The sequence below is a fragment of the Sphingorhabdus contaminans genome (assembly GCF_007280415.1).
Lineage (GTDB): Bacteria > Pseudomonadota > Alphaproteobacteria > Sphingomonadales > Sphingomonadaceae > Sphingorhabdus_B > Sphingorhabdus_B contaminans.
This window is the reverse complement of sequence record NZ_VKKU01000001.1, coordinates 899,922-918,191: the sequence shown is the minus strand read 5'-3', so window position 1 is coordinate 918,191 and position 18,270 is coordinate 899,922. Positions and strand designations below refer to the sequence as shown.

Genomic DNA, 18,270 nt, shown 5'->3' with positions numbered 1-18,270 from the left:
AACTTTAGATATATCCAAAGTTATATAAAGTTAATGTCAGGGAGCATCCACATGAAAACATCACGCCTATTGGTTACTGGCTCAGCACTCAGTCTGGCATTGGTGGGCGCCCTGCCCGCCTTTGCTCAGGGTAATGGACAAACGGAAATAACCGAAGTTGCTGTTCAAGACGAACAACCAGGTGAGGAAGAAGTTAACGATCAACCCATCCTTGTAACAGGTACACGCATTGCGAGGCCGACTTTGCAGTCTGCCGTTCCTTTGACATCCGTTACGGTCGACGACCTCACTGGAACGGGGGAGGTCTCGTTAGGCGACGCTTTGAACGATCTGCCATCTCTTCGTTCAACATTCAGCTCAGGCAACTCCAGCCGTTTCATTGGCACAGCCGGTCTAAGCCTTCTTGATTTACGCGGACTTGGCACCGATCGAACCCTCGTCTTGGTCAATGGACGCCGGCATGTCACCTCTACTCCTGGCGACAATGGTTTCGACGTCAATACTATACCAACCGACCTTGTTGATCGAATCGACATCGTTACTGGAGGTAATTCAGCAGTTTATGGCTCCGATGCGGTTGCTGGCGTCGTCAATTTCATCATGAAGCGCGATTATGACGGAATTGCGCTGCGTTCACAGGGCGGAATTTCATCAAGAGGTGATCGTGGCACCTATTTTGTCAGCGCTCTTGCCGGACGCAATTTTGCTGATGGCAGGGGAAACGTTGCGATCTCAGCGGAATACACGCGGCAAGAACCGCTTTTGCTACGTGATCGTGACAGCCTGACAGGCGCGGCCAGCGGACGGTGCCAGTTTCAATTGACCGATATACAAGGTGCTGCGGGTGGTGAGGTTGGTTTTAGCGCAACTGATGGAATTCCCGATAACAGCTTCCTGTGCGGCATACGCAACGCGGCGATTTCGGATGGGGGTACCGTAGGAGCGCTCACAGGTGGCCGATTCCTACGTTTTGATGATGCTGGTAATCTGGTGGTCGATGCTCCAACCCAGAATTTTTCTGCGTTCGGGTCGGGAAATGTGCAAGGTGGCCTGGGTTCAACATTGCGAAACACAGGCAGCTTATTGTCGGCCGTTGACCGTTATGCGTTTAACATTCTGGCGCATTATGATGTTTCGGAAGCCCTGAAGCCCTTTTTAGAGGGGAAATATGTGCGCGTTGATGTCTCTGGCGAAGGGCAGCCGAGCTTTTTTAACAGCATCCCATCGACGTTGGGCGGACTTCCATTGCGCTGCAACAACGCATTTCTGTCAGCGCAAAATCGTGATTTGCTCGTCAATGGCGATAGCAGCCTGACCAGCGCAGGAACTTCTTGCGCTCTTAAAACGCGCAACGCGGCAGGTGCGGTTACCGGTTTTGCTCTCGATGCTGCTGGAAAGCGTATCTTTGATCCGAATGCCGTCTTGCCCTTATCACGTTTTAATATCGATCTGGGCGGCCGTTCGTTCCGCGGCACCCGTGAAACATTCCGTCTCGTCGGGGGTGTTGAAGGTAATTTCAACGACGACTGGAAATATGAGGTTGCCCTTAACTACGGACGGTTTGAAGCCACGGGTTTCAACACCAACAATCTTGTACTCTTCACACAAGATGGCAATGATCTTGATGGCTTCAACCAAGCTGTCCAGGCTGTACTGGCACCTGCATCCTTTACTGGATCCAATTTCGCGCTCAATAGCGCGGGCCAAAAGGTCATTTGCGCAATGAATGCGGTTTCCAATGTTAATCCAGGATGCGTACCAATCAACATCTTCGGGCAAGGCAATGCAGATCCTCGTGCGCTCGACTTCGTAAACACGGAAGGTCGCACAGACGAATTCGCAAGCCAGTTTGTCGCGTCGGCTTTTATCGGGGGCGATTTGTCACAAATTTTCGAACTGCCAGGAGGGCCCGTGTCGTTTGCGTTGGGGGCAGAATATCGCAAAGAAAAAGCCTCAATTGATTTCGATGACCTGACGTCAAGTGGCGCGACATTCTTGAACGCGCTGCAGGATTTCCGACCACCGGCGCTAACGGTCAAAGAGATCTATGGGGAATTGCAGATCCCGTTGCTGAAAGATGTGCGTTTTGCAAAAGAATTGTCGGTCAACCTAGCGGGTCGTGCTTCCGACTATAACACCGCTACCGGTACGGTTTATGCATATAATATTCAGGGTATTTATGCACCCATAGACGACATTCGTCTGCGCGCGGCTTATGCGACATCGGTACGAGCTCCGACCCAAGGCGACCTGTTCGCAACAGCTTCAGAGAATTTTGCCCAGATCACAGACCCGTGCGACCTGCCAGCGCCGGGTAGCATCACCGCTACCAACTGTGCCGCTGATGGTGTACCTGCTACCGCCAATGCGGCACTTGTGGCTGCTTGTGCCAGCACCGCCTTTCCCGTTACATTAGGCGCACCTTTTGTAAACTGCACCGCGCGAACATCATCTACGGGTTTCCTTTCTGGGGGGAATCCGACCCTCATCGAAGAAAAAGGAAAAAGTCTGACGTTGGGCGTAGTTGTACAACCCAGCTTCATTCCGGGCTTGAACCTGACCATCGACTTCTATCGCATCAAGGTGGAAGACTTGATTGCAGCCTTGGGCGCACAACAGATCATCAACCTATGCTACACCAACGCAACAGGCATCAATAATCCGTTCTGCGCAACTGTATCGCGCGATCCCGCAACAGGTCTTTTTGTCGAGCCAGCGGTCATTTCCGGGGGTGTGAATTTTGCCGCCCAAAAAACTAAGGGTATCGATTTTGACCTCGCTTATCGCAAAACCTTCGATAACGGACATCGTCTTACCAGTCGACTGATCGCCACCAAAGTGTTGGAACTCAATAATTTCACCGATCCGACAAACCCGGCTAATCCGAATCGCCAGTTGAGTGAGTTGGGGGACCCGGCTTGGTCGGCAAGTTTCTCTCTTAATTATGACTTTGGCGACTTCGACATCCTGTATGCAGCGCGTTATATCGGGAAACAGACTATTGGCGCATTTGAGGCGCAGAACAATTTCTACGGTCAATGCCCGTTGGCTGGAGCTTTCCGGGGGCAGACAGGGCTGAATGGCGGTACTTGCGATCCCGTAGTGGGCAATATCGTTCTGCTTGCTCCACAGAATGCTGACCAGTTTCCGCAAAAGTTCTTTCCGGACATTCTGTATCATGATGTCCGTATCGGCTTTGACGTAAACACAGATTTCCGTTTCTATGCTGGCATTAATAACCTTCTGGATACCCAGCCGCCGCTCGGTCTGCTCGGAACGGCCGGAGGCGATCCGTTCGACAGCTTCGGCCGTAACTTCTTCTTCGGTCTGGAAGCAAACTTCTAAACGAAGCTAAACTGCAAACAGAAATGGCGCCTCTCGGGGCGCCCTTTTTGTTTTATGTTCGGTAATTTATTTCCAGATCCGGCCAAATCTGTGACCAAGGTTGGTCAGCAACTCATATTGGGAAAGCCCGGTCAATCCGGACATGTGGGGCAGATCATAGGCGACATCAATCCAGTCGCCTTCCTTTAGGTCGACCAATGCCGTGACATCTGCGGTTACCAAATCCATCGACACCCGTCCGATGATGGGAACAGGCACGCCATGGGCACTCAAACTTCCTTTTCCGGCAAAGCTGCGAAGATAGCCGTCCGCATAGCCGAGTGAAATGGTGGCAACCTTGGTCGGGGCCGTGCATGTATAGGTGGCGTTATAACCCACGCTTTCTCCGGCCGCTATAGTCCGCACCTGCAATATTCGCGAGGACAGCGATACTACCGGTTTAATTTGCGGGGCCATTTCAGTTCGCGGTACGCCGCCGTAGAGCGCAAGCCCGGGGCGAGTGAGATCGAAATGGAAATCGCGTCCCAGCATGATTCCTGCGCTGTTTGCCAGGCTGAACCGCTTGGCTTTGACAAGCTTGGTCTGTTGGCGAAAAAGATGCAGCTGCGCGCTATTCTGCGCGCTGTCTTCATCTGCGGAGGCCAGATGGGACAGGAGGATATCGATATCCAGCCCCTCAAACAAAGGCGCGGCAAATTGCTCGTTTCCTATACCCAGACGGTTGATCCCGCTGTCCAGCATGACATGACACCGCCCGCCGCCAGCCGCGCGCCACAAGGCAATCTGCTGAGGCGTATTCAGGACCGGAATTGCCCCGATCTGCCGGATATGGGGAATATCGGCTGCCGTGATTCCATTCAGAACCGAAATACAATCCGGCGCGACCAGATGCGAAATGGCCGCCGCCTCTCCCCAATGTGCGACGAAAAAGTCGCGGCACCCTGCATCGCGTAAGCGCCGGACCACATCCACCGCGCCCAGGCCATATCCATTTGCCTTAACTGCGGCTCCGCAACCCGCTTGCCCCTGCCCTTTGAGATAACGCCAGTTGGATACCAGCGCTTCACCATCGAGAGTTAGGCGCAACGGGGGCTCAAAATCGGTCATAGCCGCCCATTGCGCGCACGGACTGTCCTGTCAATCCAGCTCGGTCTTGCCCGATGTTTCCGGCAACCAGATAAGCGCCACGATGAACGCCATCGCCGTCACGCCCACGGTGTACCAGAGACCTGAGAAAGGCTGGCCTGTCTGCGCGACAATATATTGCGAAATATAGGGCAGAAAACCGCCAAAATAGCCGGTGCCGATATGATAGGGTATCGACATGGATGTGTAACGTATCTTTGCCGGAAACATCTCGACCATGATCGCGGCGACTTGCCCATAGGTCATGCCGGACAGGGCGACCATCAGGAACACCGACAAGATTATCTTCCACGGTTGCCGTTCCGCCGGGTCCGATTTGTCAGGATAGCCCGCCTTTTCTAACGTTGCCACATAGGCTTTCTCATCAAAGCCCTTCAGCTCCGTCGATCCCACCTTCAGGGCAACAGTGTCGCCCTCGACCTTGCTATACGCAATTCCGCGTTTGGTCAGGAAGTTGAGAGCCTTTGCGCATTCGCTTTCATGTACCCTGTTGAGCGCGTTGAAATCGCATTCGGGTAGCGAGAGTGTAACAGGGTTGCTCTTGGTTGCCCGCTCCAGCGCTGGATTGGCGGCATCGGCCATCATCCAGAAAATGGGAAAAACGCCGACGATCGCGAGAGCATAGCCCAGCAGCAACAGGCGCTTGCGCCCCCATTTGTCGGACAACCATCCGCACGCCACATAGGTAGGGGCTGCCAATGCCGCGCCAACGGCCATGTAGAGTAGCGCATCTGTTTCGGGAACACGCGCCGTGCCCGTCAAAAAATACAGCGTGCCAAATTGCGATGTGTAGTAGATTACCGTCAGGCCTGCCGCCACGCCGAACATCGCCACGAAAATCCGTTTCACATTTCCGGGATATTTGAAGCTGTCGACGAAGGGGTTTTTGGATGTTGTGCCCGCCTCTTTCATCGCCTTGAAAACAGGACTCTCGGCTAATTTGAGCCGCATGTAGAGTGAAATGGCCAGAAGCAGGATTGAGGTCAGAAACGGCACCCGCCAGCCCCATGCATCAAAAGCCTCCGGGCTCATTGACTGACGCGTTGCCAAAACGACAATGACGGCGAGCAGAAAGCCGCCCGCAACCGAAGCCTGGATCCAGCTGGTATATTGGCCGCGTTTTCCGTCTGGGGCATGCTCCGCGACATAGATTGCCGCGCCGCCATATTCACCGCCCAATGCCAGACCCTGCAAACAACGAAGTATCAGCAACATTCCAGCGGCCCATAGGCCGGCGGTTTCGAATGTCGGCAAAATGCCGATTGCGGCCGTTGCAAGACCCATCAAGGTGATGGTGACGAGGAACGTATATTTGCGGCCGATCTTGTCACCGAAATAACCGAAGAGAATGGCACCGAAGGGACGGACGCCGAAACCGGCCCCGAATATAGCCAGCGATGCCAAGGTGGCTGCGGTAGGGTTGTCCGCTGGAAAGAACAGTTTTCCGATCAGGGCCGCCAAGATACCGTAGACAAAAAAGTCATACCATTCGAACACGGTGCCCAAAGATGATGCGGTAATAACGAGCCGATCCCGTTTCGGATCAAGCGTGACTTCGGTTGCAGCAGCATCCGCCATGTTTTTCCCCTCTAGCTCTTGGTCCTGTCTTATCGCGAACCATGCGCGGTTCAAGCGGCTTATTGCGTTTATCCACAACGGCCCTAAGCTTTCGGGCAGAGGAGATCCGCATGTCCCGCTTTATCGACCTGTCTATACCGATTACCAATGATGTCGTGTCCGACCCGCCCGTCATGCGTCCGCAGATTACCTACATGACACATGACACGACATGGGAACAGATCGCGATGTTCTTTCCCGGGCTGAAAAAAGAGGATTTACCCGACGGCGAAGGATGGGCAGTCGAAAACCTGACCCTGAGTACGCATAACGGGACGCATATGGATGCGCCCTGGCACTTTCATTCCACGACCGATAGCGGCGCAACCCCTGCCCCATCGATAGACGAAGCTCCGCTAGAGTTGTTTTTCCGGCCCGGGGTAAAACTTGATTTCTCGCATCTGCCCGCAGGGCATGTCGTGACCGCGCAGGAGGTAGAAGATGAACTGGAACGCATCGGCTACACGTTGCAGGCCAATGATATAGTGCTTGTACAATCGGGCGCAGTGTACGGCACGGAAAATTTCACCGATCAGGGATGTGGCATGGGGGCCGAAGCGACCCTGTATCTTACACAACATGGCGTTCAGGTCGTAGGTACCGACGCATGGAGCTGGGATGCGCCGTTCAGCCATACCGCACGCCGGTGGGCCGAAACGCGTGATCCGGATATCATTTGGGAAGGACATAAAGCCGGACGGATTACGCCCTATTACCAGATCGAAAAGCTGACCAATCTGGAATCCTTGCCCGCCTTTGGCTGGACGCTGAGCTGCTTTCCGGTAAAGATCGAACGTGCGAGTGCAGGCTGGATACGCGCCGTTGCCATATTGGATGAAGTTTGAGGGTCAGGCCTTAGTTGCTGACCGCCAACAGGCCGATTGTCCAGCCACTCAAGATTGCAAGTGTCAGCCACGTCAGGATGACGCCGATGCTGCGGGGCAAAGGCGGTTTTCCAGGCTCCACCTTCGCATATAGCCCAATGATATGCGAGATGCGTCCGGCCAAGAACAGTGCGCCGATCGCCATCAAGCCCATATGGTTGGCGCGGCTCATTTCGAGGAAGGCCAGTAACAGGATGACGATTGGGGCGTGCTCGGCAAGATTACCATGACTCCGGCTTGCGCTGATAATACCCTGATCCGCATTGTCGCCAAAGGCAACTTTCGCCCGCATCCGGTGCCGGACCGTATCAATCGCGGTGATCAGCAACATGATCGCGCAAATGGCGGCGACAAAGGCGGTTACGGGCAGCGTCATGTTGAGTTACTCCATTTCCAATATCACCGCATCAACGGCAAGGCTTTCACCCGCGCTGGCGTGAATGCTCTTTACCACGCCTGCCTTTTCCGCGCGCAGGATATTTTCCATCTTCATCGCCTCGACAATAGCAAGCGGTTGTCCCGCCTCGACCTTGTCACCGACAGATACATGCACGGCGGTGATCAAGCCCGGCATCGGGCAGATCAGATATTTGGACAAATCAGGCGGAATCTTCTCGATCATATGCGATGCAAGATGCGCGATATGTCCAGGCAAGACGCGGGCAACATGGCTTGCACCCCGGGTCGTTAGCTTAAAGCCTGTCCGGGTCTTCACAACCTTGACCGCCAGTTCCTCGTCCCAGACTTCCGCTTCCACCAAGCGGTCGCCCGGGACATATTCCATCGACAGGGCAAATTCTTCACCGTCGACGACGATAGCCCCATCGTCCATTTCAATGTCATGCACCGCATCGCCGATCTTGACCTGCCAGCGCGATGGTGGCGGAAGCGTGCCGCCCAGCTGTCCGTCGACCTGACGTGCGCGATCGGCTTCTGCCGTTGCAATAAAGCCGGCGATCGCCGCGAGTGACTTGATAAGGCCAGCGTCTGCCGCTGCCCCATGAAACCCGTCCGGATATTCCTCTGCGATGAAGCCGGTCGTCAATTCGCCGGATCGAAAACGCGGGTGCTGCATAATCGCACTGACAAAGTCGATATTGTGACCCAGACCTTCAATCTCGAAACGATCCAGCGCAGCGATCTGCAAATCCGCAGCCACGTCGCGGTTCGGACCCCAGGTTATCAGCTTCGCGATCATCGGATCATAGAACATGCTGACTTCACCGCCGTCATAAACGCCGTCATCAACGCGGATACCACCAACACCGCGGCGGCCATTTTCGGCGCCATCATCCGTCCAGCCAGCAACAGGGGGTTGATAGCGCGTCAGACGACCGGTCGAAGGCAGGAACCCACGGTAGGGATCCTCTGCATACACACGGTTTTCAATTGCCCAACCGTCGATCTTGATATCATCCTGCGTCATGGACAGCTTTTCGCCGTAAGCGACGCGGATCATCTGTTCGACGAGGTCAATGCCTGTGATGCATTCGGTAACAGGATGCTCCACCTGCAAACGGGTGTTCATTTCAAGGAAATAGAAACTCTCGCCGCTCGGGTCGGCGCCGGACACGATCAGTTCCACCGTGCCTGCCGAATAATAGCCGACCGCCCGTGCAAGCGCGACGCATTGTTCACCCATGGCCTTGCGCATTTTGGGCGTGACAAAAGGCGACGGGGCTTCTTCAACGACCTTCTGGTGACGGCGCTGGATCGAGCATTCGCGTTCATTCAGATAGAGAATATTGCCATGCTTATCGCCCAGTATCTGGATTTCGATATGGCGGGGATTGAGTATGAATTTCTCGATAAACACACGGTCGTCGCCGAAGCTGTTGAGACCTTCGCGTTTGACCGCCTCAAAACCTTCGCGGACGTCCTGCTCGCTATAGGCAAGCCGCATACCCTTGCCGCCGCCGCCAGCGGAGGCCTTCATCATCACCGGATATCCGATCTCTTCGGAGATCCGCACCGCATGTTCGGTATCGTCAATTTCCCCAACAAAGCCCGGTACGACGTTGACGCCCGCCTGCATGGCGAGCTTTTTGGATTCGATCTTGTCGCCCATGGCGGCAATCGCATTAACCGGCGGGCCGATAAAAGCGATGCCCTCTGCTTCCAATGCCTCGGCAAAGCTGGTGCGTTCCGACAGAAAACCATATCCTGGATGCACCGCTTCCGCACCAGTGGTCTTGCACGCTTCGATGATCTTTTCGGCAATCAGATAGGACTGGGCAGCAGGTGAAGGACCAATATGGACCGCTTCATCCGCCATCTGCACAAAAGGTGCCCGCGCATCGGCATCCGAATAGACCGCGACCGTCTGTATGCCCATGCGGCGCGCGGTTTTTTATAACCCGGCACGCGATTTCACCACGGTTAGCTATGAGAATTTTTTTGAACATTAGCGCACCTTGCTCCGTATCCGGCGAATATGCCGTGTGAAGTATAAAATTATAAAACAGTATGTTATGGTGAAAATCGAAATGACCACAATCGGCAATGTCATGTCCGTTTGGCATCCGGGCTCATCGGGATAATGACATATCGAAGCGAAGCTCAGCGCTCCGCATAAATGCAATGCGATTAGCCAATAACTAAAAGAGAAAAAGACAAAGAGCCCTGTACGTCTATGCATCACTCCGCCGCCTCCAACGTCTTGCACGCCCTCAGCGGTTCTTCTGCCACCATCGGCACAAGCCCCAGCTTTGCGAGCATCGCGGCATCCTTGTCATCTCCGGCGTTGGCCGCCGTCAGCAACTTGTCGCCCGTAAAGATACTATTGGCGCCCGCCATGAAGCACAGCGCTTGCGTCGCTTCCGACATGCTTTCGCGTCCTGCACTCAGTCGGACCATGCTCATCGGCATGGTGATACGTGCGACAGCAATCGTGCGGACAAATTCAATATCGTCGATCTTTGCCAATGGTGTGTCGGCCAGCATATCGCCGAGCACTGTTCCCTTTACGGGCACAAGCGCATTGACCGGAACGCTCTCGGGATGTTGTTCCAATGTCGCCAAGGTATGGATAAAGCCGACGCGATCGGCGCGCGTTTCGCCCATCCCGACAATGCCGCCGCTGCACACATTGATGCCAGCCTTGCGTACATGGTCGAGCGTTTCAAGTCGGTCTTCCATGGTGCGCGTCGTAATGATCTCGTTATAACGCTCGGGCGAGGTATCGATATTGTGGTTGTAATAGTCGAGTCCGGCCTCGGCGAGCATCTCCGCCTGTTTCGGGGTCAGCATGCCAAGGGTCATGCAGGTTTCCATGCCCATGTCCCGCACGCCCTTCACGATTTCGACAATTGCGGGCATGTCGCGGTCTTTGGGGTTTCGCCATGCGGCCCCCATGCAAAAACGGCGCGATCCCGCATCGGCGGCTTGTGCGGCCTTTTGCAAAACGGCCTGGACGTCCATCAGCTTGGTCGCCTCGACCCCGCTGTCGGCCTTCACCGACTGGCTGCAATAGCCACAATCTTCGGGGCATCCGCCGGTTTTAATGCTCAGCAAAGTGCATAGCTGGATTTCCCCAACGGCATGATGCGCGCGATGAACGGTCGCAGCCTGATAAACCAGCTCGTCAAAGGGCAGGTCGAACAGCGCGGCGATTTCTTCACGGGTCCAGTCGGTACGGACAGTCATTTCTTTTACTTGCCTCTTAAATTCATGATGATGGCGGACATTTATGTGCCGCTAGGGGTTTTGGTATGACGCCTCTTGTCGCCATTTCTTCGCGCCGGGCCAAGAAAAGCATTATCAAGCGGCTTCACCGATTGGCGGCATATTGTGCCCCAGCAAAGTCAGTACATCCACCGCGCATTCGACAATGTTGCTGCCAGGGCCATAGATGCCCTGAACGCCAGCCTCACGCAGGAAGTCGTAATCCTGTGGCGGGATAACACCACCCGCAATTACCTTGATATCCCCGCGGCCCGCCTCTCGAAGACCCTTAATCAGTTCCGGGATCAAGGTCTTGTGTCCGGCGGCCAGACTGGACGCACCGACGGCGTCGACATCATGCTGAAGGGCCAGAACGACCGTTTCCTGCGGAGTCTGGAACAGCGGTCCGCTGATCACCTCAAAGCCCATATCGGTAAAGGCCGACGCGATCACATTGGCGCCGCGGTCATGACCGTCCTGCCCCATCTTGGCGACGAGCAGTTTGGGTTTGCGCCCCAGACGCCGTTCAACGGCCTTTACGCCATCCAGAACCTGTGCCCAGCGTGTGTCAAACTCGTGCGCGCTGCCATATATGCCCTGCACCGGAACCGGTGTCGTCGCATAACGGCCGAACACAGCCTCCATCGCATCGGAAATCTCACCGAGAGTTGCACGGGCGCGGGCGGCATCCACCGCAAGTGCCAACAGATTCCCGTTGCTCTTTGCCCCTTCGGTCAGGGCCTTCAACGCATTTTGACATGCTACCTCATCACGGGCAGCACGGGTCTTGGCGAGCCGTGCGATCTGGCCCTGCCGCACGAAATCATTATCCACTTCCAGCGTATCAAGTTGCTCTTCACTCGCCAGCTTATACTTGTTGACGCCGACAATGACGTCTTCCCCTTTATCGACACGCGCCTGCCGCGCTGCGGCTGCCTCCTCGATCAAGCGCTTGGGCATGCCCGATGCCACGGCTTTGGTCATGCCGCCTAAGGCGTCCACTTCCTCGATGATTTTCCAGGCTTGATCGACCAGCTCGGCGGTCAGTGCCTCGACATAATAGGAACCACCCAGCGGATCGACGACTTTCGTGATTCCGCTTTCTTCCGCCAGCACAATCTGCGTGTTGCGGGCAATCCGCGCGGAAAAGTCCGTGGGCAATGCAATCGCCTCGTCAAGCGCGTTAGTGTGCAACGACTGGGTACCGCCCAGGGTCGCGGCCATCGCCTCGATCGTGGTACGGATCACATTGTTATACGGATCCTGCTCCTGCAACGACACGCCGGATGTCTGGCAATGGGTCCGAAGCATCTTGGAACGTTCGTCCTTTGCACCCAGCCCATCCATGACCCGGTGCCAAAGCGTGCGGGCTGCCCGAAGTTTTGACACCTCCATGAAGAAGTTCATGCCGATGCCGAAGAAGAAGGACAGCCGCCCGGCAAAGGCATCAATGTCAAGGCCGCTCGCCATAGCGCGCTGCACATATTCCTTGCCGTCCGCGATGGTGAAGGCCAGTTCCTGCACCGCCGTCGCCCCGGCTTCATGCATATGGTAGCCGGAGATCGAAATGCTGTTGAACTTCGGCATATGTGCGCTGGTGTAGGCGATAATGTCGGACACAATCCGCATCGATGGTTCGGGCGGATAGATATATGTGTTCCGGACCATGAACTCCTTCAGAATATCATTCTGTATGGTTCCATCCAGCTGCGCCTGCGCAACGCCCTGCTCTTCCCCTGCGATAATGAAGAAGGCGAGGATGGGAATAACCGCGCCGTTCATCGTCATGCTGACCGACATCTGGTCCAACGGGATGCCGTCAAAGAGGATTTTCATATCCTCGACACTGTCAATCGCAACACCGGCCTTGCCAACGTCACCGACAACGCGAGGATGGTCGCTGTCATAGCCACGGTGGGTCGCAAGGTCGAACGCAACCGAAAGCCCCTTTTGTCCCGCGGCCAGATTACGGCGATAAAATGCGTTGGATTCCTCCGCGGTCGAAAAACCCGCATATTGGCGAATGGTCCAGGGGCGTCCTGCATACATGGATGCACGCACGCCACGCGTAAAGGGCGCAAAACCGGGCAGGCCCGGATCGCCTGCATCGTCGGCGGTGTAGAGCGGTTTGACGGCAATACCCTCTGGCGTGTGCCAGGTCAGGTCCTTGCCCTTGACCTCCTTATCCGCCGCCTTTTTCCAATCGTCGTAACTTGTCATTTTGCCCTTATCCCCCTCTCCCATCGGGAGAGGACACGAAAACCTGCCCGCTTACAGGCCAGTTATAGTTGGTGAGAGAGAGATCTAAGCTCCCTTAAACTCCGCCTTGCGCTTCTGTAGGAATGCAATCCCGCCTTCGCGGGCATCTGCGCTGGAGCCTGCAATCCGCTGGCCTTCGGCTTCGGCCTGCAATGTGTCGGCAAGACCATGTTCAAGTGCGGTCAAAATATTCTTACGCATCGTGGCATAGGCCAGGGTCGGCCCCGTTGCGAGCCGTGCTGCGAGCGCCTTGGTTTCGTCGGCAAGCGCTTCGTCAGCAACACATTTGTAGATCAAACCCCAATCTGCGGCTTGCTCACCAAAAATCTTTTCGCCCAGCATCATCATTTGTGTGGCGCGTGCCTTTCCAACTAGCCGCGGCAACAGCCATGTCGAACCGCCATCGGGAACCAGACCAATATTGACGAATGCCTGCAGGAAATAACCGCTTTTGCCCGCCAGCACAAAATCACCGACAAGGCCGATGGAACATCCCACACCAGCAGCCGGCCCATTGATTGCAGTAATAACCGGTATGTTGAGCCGCAGCAATTTGGTGATCATCGGATTATATTTCTCGGTTAGCGCAATATAGCTGCCCTGCCCGCCCGTAACCGGACGATCACTGCGCGCGGCAAGATCGGCGCCCGAGCAAAAGGCACGACCGGCGCCGGTGATAACAAGCACACGCGCATCTTCAAGACGGTCCAGAGCATCCGAAATCTCGTCGGCCATATCGAGCGAGCAGGCATTGAGCCGCTCGGGCCGGTTCAGTGTAATCGTCGCGATCTGGTCAACGACATCCAGATTTATCGTGGTATAAGTCATTCTTGCTCCCTTCCCTTTCCCGCGAACGGGACGGGCCATTTAATGATGTTCCGGTGTTTCCATAATCTCGGTCAATACACCCCCCATATCCTTGGGATGTACAAAGAATATCAACGTGCCATGCGCACCAATGCGCGGCTCGCCCAGTACCCGTTTGCCCAGCGCCTCAAACTCGGCCTTTGCAACATGGATATCCGGCACTTCATAACAGACATGATGCTGTCCACCGGCGGGATTCTTTTCCAGAAAAGCGGCGATAGATGCATTTCCGGGCAATGGTTCAATCAACTCGATTTGCGTCCCGTTCAAAGCTCCATCCGCACCCGGTGTATCGACAAAGCATACTTTGACGCCCTGTTCGGGAAGATCGAAGGGTTCATGGATTTTCGTTGCACCCATCACATCGCGATAGAAGACAATGCTATCAGCGATGGAGGGCGTTGCGACGCCGATATGGTTGAGGCGACCTAGTTTCATGAGAAATCCTCACAACGGAATATTGTCATGCTTCTTCCAGGGATTTTCCAACCCCTTGTTCCGTAATTTCCGCAAACCAAGCGCTATGCGCCGGCGCGTCGAATGCGGATAGATTACTTCGTCGATGAAACCCTTACTGGCCGCCACGAATGGATTGGCAAAGCGGTCTTCATATTCCTTGGTTTTCTCAGCAATTTCTTCAGGACCCAATCCGCGGAAGATGATCTCCACCGCGCCTTTTGCGCCCATCACCGCAATTTCGGCTGTTGGCCATGCATAGTTCAAATCACCGCGCAGATGCTTGGACGCCATCACGTCATAGGCACCGCCATAGGCTTTGCGCGTGATAACGGTGATTTTCGGTACCGTTGCCTCGGCATAAGCGAACAACAGCTTGGCACCATGTTTGATAATGCCGCCATATTCCTGCGCCGTACCGGGCAAGAAACCGGGAACGTCGACAAAGGTCACGATCGGAATTTCAAAGGCATCACAAAAACGCACAAAACGCGCCGCTTTCCGGCTGCTGTTAATGTCCAGCACGCCGGCAAGTACCATGGGTTGATTGGCGACAATGCCAACGGTCCGTCCCTCGATACGGCCGAAACCAATGATGATGTTCGCCGCATGGGTAGGCTGCACTTCAAAGAAATCACCCTCATCCACCGTTTTGCGGATGAGTTCATGCATATCATAGGGCTGGTTCGCACTGGGCGGGATCAGCGTGTCGAGACTGGGCTCCATCCGGTCCCATGGATCTTCCGTCGGACGTTCAGGAACCCCGCTGCGATTGTTTTCCGGTAGGTAATCGAAAAAGTCGCGTACCGACAGCAACGCCTCAATATCATTCTCAAACGCATTGTCGGCCACACCCGATTTTGTCGTGTGTGACACGGCGCCGCCAAGTTCTTCCTGCGTTACGACTTCGTTGGTGACGGTCTTGACCACGTCCGGGCCGGTGACGAACATGTAACTGCTGTCTTTGACCATGAAGATAAAGTCGGTCATCGCCGGGGAATATACGGCGCCACCTGCACAGGGGCCCATGATAAGGCTGATCTGCGGAACGACACCGGACGCAAGCACGTTGCGCTGGAACACTTCGGCGTAGCCGCCAAGGCTCGCCACGCCTTCCTGAATACGTGCGCCGCCACTGTCGTTCAGACCGATGACCGGCGCGCCGACCTTCATTGCATTGTCCATGACCTTGCAGATTTTCATGGCATGCGCTTCGGAAAGTGAGCCGCCGAACACGGTAAAATCCTGGCTGTAGACGTAGACAAGACGGCCGTTAATCGTGCCGCTGCCGGTAACGACACCATCGCCCGGGATCTTCTGATCGGCCATGCCGAAATCCGTGCAATTATGTTCGACATAGGCGCCCAGCTCTTCGAACGACCCTTCATCCAGCAGGATATCAATTCGCTCGCGCGCCGTCAGTCGGCCTTTCGCATGCTGTGCATCAATACGCTTCTGCCCACCGCCCATTTTCGAAGCGGCACGTCTTTTTTCAAGTTCAGCAATGTTTGCCGACATGGCAATCCCCCATAATCCAAGTGGGCTTCTTGCGTCAGATACAGGGCAAAGTCCAATGTGAATTTGCAAAGTTGCGAAGTGCCATTTTGCAAACTAAACTACACTGCAGAACTTATGGCTTAAGCAGAGTTAGGGGACATTATGGCAAGGCGCCGGGTTTTTGCAGGAACGCAGTTGCGAAATCTCCGCACTGCCCGAGGATTGAAGCAATCGGAAATGGCCGCCCAATTGGGAATTTCCGTATCATACCTTTCACAACTGGAACATGATGATCGTCCACTTACCCCCACTCTTTTTGAGATGCTGTCCCGCGATTTCCCGATGGACTGGCAAGATGTCGAGGAAGATGCGACCACCCGGCGCTTCGCGGCGCTGCGGGAAGCAGCGAGCGATCCGCTTTTTCCAGCGCCCCTGTCCGTTGACCAGTTAACCCGCATTGCCGAGCAACAACCGGCTTTGGCCGACCAGTTTGTCGCCCTGCACGCTGCCTATCGTCGGACGGGTGAAAGGCTTCAGATCGTCGACGAAGCACTGGCGAGCGAAAATGCGGGCGGGAGCCGCCTCCCCTGGGAAGAGGTCCGCGACTGGTTTCATATGGCAGGGAATTATGTCGACCGGCTGGACCGTGCTGCCGAAGATCTCGCGGAAAAGCTGACGGGCAAAACCGTTTCGCCATCGGCTGATGCCATTGAAGGCTATCTGCGCGACGCGTTGGCAATATCGCTCATTTACACTGCACATTCGGGCTTGCGCCAATATGATAGCGGTGCCGGCGAATTGCAGATTGACCAGAGCCAACCGGCGGAAAGCCAAAGATTTCAACTGGCACACCAACTTGTCGCATTGGCATTACGGGATGACATTTCCGCGATTGTCGAAGGTGCCGGGCTTCGCAATCATTCGTCGCAGCAATTGCTGTTCGTGGGCCTTGCAAATTATGCGGCGGGAGCGCTGCTAATGCCCTATAACCGCTTCCGCCAAGAGGCCCGCAACTTGCGCCACGATATCGACCGGCTGCGACAGGTTTTCGGTGTCAGCTTTGAACAGGCCTGCCATCGGCTTTCTACCTTGCAACGTTCGGGTGCGCGCGGCCTACCCTTCTTTTTCTGCCGCGTTGACATGGCCGGCAACATCACAAAACGCCATAGTGCCACGCGCTTGCAATTTGCGCGCTTCGGTGGTGCCTGTCCCTTGTGGATTGTGCATGAGGCTGTTGCCATTCCGGACCGTATTCTGGTCCAGCTTGCAGAAACGCCCGATGGTGTCCGTTATGTGTCCATGGCCAAGGGGCTCGTTAAACCCTCGGGAAGCTATGCCCGCGCCCCGCGCCGTTATGCGGTGGCATTGGGTTGCGAGATCGAACATGCGCGGGATTTTATCTATGCCGACGGCCTCGACCTCGCTTCGCCTCAGGCGGCTACGCCTATCGGCGCCTCATGCCGTATTTGCCCGCGAAATGATTGTGACCAGCGCGCCTTCCCGCCGAGCGACCGGGCGATTATCGTTGATCCCAACCTGCGCGACGTTGTACCGTACCGCATTGCCTGAAAAGCCTTGATTGCCTATAGGCGCGCCATGTCCCAACCCTATCCTATCAAGGTGGCCGCGCTCTATCGTTTCGCCGCCTTTGACGAGCCTGCCCGTCTCCAACCCCAGATTGCGGAACTGTGCAATGCGCATGGCATCAAGGGAACCATCCTTATCGCGCATGAAGGAGTGAATGGCACCATTGCGGGGAATGCGGAAGGTATCGATGCAGTTGTCGCTTTTCTGAAGACATTGCCGGGCTGCGCCGATCTGGATGTCAAGTACTCCCATGCGAAAGAAATGCCCTTTTACCGGATGAAAGTCCGTTTGAAAAAAGAGATCGTGACGCTGGGTGTCGAGGGCATTGATCCCACGCGGGAAGTCGGCACTTATGTACAGCCGGAGGACTGGAACGCACTGATTACGGATCCGGATACGGTGCTGATCGATACGCGTAATGACTATGAAGTGGCCATTGGTACCTTTGAAGGCGCGATCGATCCACGCACCAAAGCTTTTCGCGATTTTCCCCAATGGTTTCGGGAAAACCGGGAAAGTCTGGCACAAGGTAAAACCAAATTTGCCATGTTCTGCACCGGCGGGATCCGCTGTGAAAAATCGACGGCCTTTCTGAAGGCCGAAGGGATAGACGAGGTCTACCATCTCGAAGGCGGCATATTGAAATATCTCGAAACCGTTCCCGCAGAAGAAAGCAAGTGGCAGGGTGAATGTTTCGTGTTTGATGACCGCGTATCGGTAAAGCACGGCCTTGAGCTCGGCAGCAAGGAACTCTGCCGCGCATGCCGCCACCCCATTTCGGAAGAAGACAAGCGTTCACCTGCTTATCAGGAAGGCGTTTCGTGCCCTGTCTGTTTCAACAAGCGAAGCGAATCTGATCGTCAGCGCTACGCCGAACGCCAGAAACAGATTGCGCTCGCGTCAAAGCGGGGCAAGCAGCATATCGGCGTCAATCCGCGCGCGTCCTAAG

At 55.3% G+C, this 18,270-nt stretch carries 12 protein-coding genes and 1 pseudogene; 4 read left to right on the top strand and 9 right to left on the bottom strand.

Going from position 1 to position 18,270, the window contains the following annotated elements:
* Positions 1–51: 51 nt before the first annotated feature.
* On the top strand, positions 52–3,345 hold the full coding sequence (locus FOM92_RS04510) for a TonB-dependent receptor domain-containing protein (protein WP_170226787.1): 3,294 nt from the start codon (positions 52–54) through the stop codon (positions 3,343–3,345).
* 66 nt (positions 3,346–3,411) lie between these two features.
* On the opposite strand, the gene alr is transcribed toward FOM92_RS04510, so the two are convergent.
* Both alr and FOM92_RS04500 read right to left on the bottom strand, forming a co-directional pair.
* Entirely contained in the window at positions 3,412–4,452 is a 1,041-nt protein-coding gene (alr, locus tag FOM92_RS04505) for an alanine racemase (protein ID WP_143775570.1), read from the bottom strand.
* A gap of 30 nt (positions 4,453–4,482) precedes the next feature.
* A complete protein-coding gene (locus tag FOM92_RS04500; protein ID WP_143775569.1) occupies positions 4,483–6,069 on the bottom strand; it encodes an MFS transporter in 1,587 nt (528 codons plus the stop codon).
* A gap of 110 nt (positions 6,070–6,179) precedes the next feature.
* On the opposite strand from FOM92_RS04500, the gene FOM92_RS04495 reads away from it, so the two are divergent.
* A complete protein-coding gene (locus tag FOM92_RS04495; RefSeq protein ID WP_143775568.1) occupies positions 6,180–6,953 on the top strand; it encodes a cyclase family protein in 774 nt (257 codons plus the stop codon).
* Between the two features lie 10 nt (positions 6,954–6,963).
* Here the strand turns inward: FOM92_RS04495 and FOM92_RS04490 are convergent, their stop codons facing one another.
* The 7 genes and pseudogenes from FOM92_RS04490 to FOM92_RS04460 form a co-directional block, all read right to left on the bottom strand.
* A complete protein-coding gene (locus FOM92_RS04490) occupies positions 6,964–7,368 on the bottom strand; it encodes an MAPEG family protein (protein WP_143775567.1) in 405 nt (134 codons plus the stop codon).
* A 6-nt stretch (positions 7,369–7,374) separates the two neighbouring features.
* Positions 7,375–9,397 (bottom strand): annotated as a pseudogene (locus tag FOM92_RS04485) (ATP-binding protein).
* Positions 9,398–9,629: 232 nt separating this feature from the next.
* Positions 9,630–10,637 carry a biotin synthase BioB gene (bioB, locus tag FOM92_RS04480; RefSeq protein ID WP_143775566.1) on the bottom strand — a complete coding sequence of 336 codons (1,008 nt, stop codon included), beginning with the start codon at positions 10,635–10,637 and terminating at the stop codon, positions 9,630–9,632.
* Positions 10,638–10,751: 114 nt separating this feature from the next.
* Entirely contained in the window at positions 10,752–12,875 is a 2,124-nt protein-coding gene (gene scpA, locus FOM92_RS04475) for a methylmalonyl-CoA mutase (protein ID WP_143775565.1), read from the bottom strand.
* An 84-nt stretch (positions 12,876–12,959) separates the two neighbouring features.
* A complete protein-coding gene (locus tag FOM92_RS04470) occupies positions 12,960–13,742 on the bottom strand; it encodes an enoyl-CoA hydratase-related protein (protein WP_143775564.1) in 783 nt (260 codons plus the stop codon).
* Positions 13,743–13,781: 39 nt separating this feature from the next.
* A complete protein-coding gene (gene mce / locus FOM92_RS04465; protein ID WP_143775563.1) occupies positions 13,782–14,219 on the bottom strand; it encodes a methylmalonyl-CoA epimerase in 438 nt (145 codons plus the stop codon).
* Positions 14,220–14,228: 9 nt separating this feature from the next.
* Positions 14,229–15,755 carry an acyl-CoA carboxylase subunit beta gene (locus FOM92_RS04460; RefSeq protein WP_143775562.1) on the bottom strand — a complete coding sequence of 509 codons (1,527 nt, stop codon included), beginning with the start codon at positions 15,753–15,755 and terminating at the stop codon, positions 14,229–14,231.
* A 141-nt stretch (positions 15,756–15,896) separates the two neighbouring features.
* Between FOM92_RS04460 and FOM92_RS04455 the strand changes: the two genes are divergently transcribed.
* The gene (locus FOM92_RS04455) at positions 15,897–17,303 is read left to right on the top strand and encodes a helix-turn-helix domain-containing protein (RefSeq protein WP_143775561.1); all 1,407 of its coding nucleotides are present in this window, start codon (positions 15,897–15,899) and stop codon (positions 17,301–17,303) included.
* A gap of 27 nt (positions 17,304–17,330) precedes the next feature.
* Entirely contained in the window at positions 17,331–18,269 is a 939-nt protein-coding gene (gene trhO, locus FOM92_RS04450; protein ID WP_143775560.1) for an oxygen-dependent tRNA uridine(34) hydroxylase TrhO, read from the top strand.
* Position 18,270: the final 1 nt, after the last annotated feature.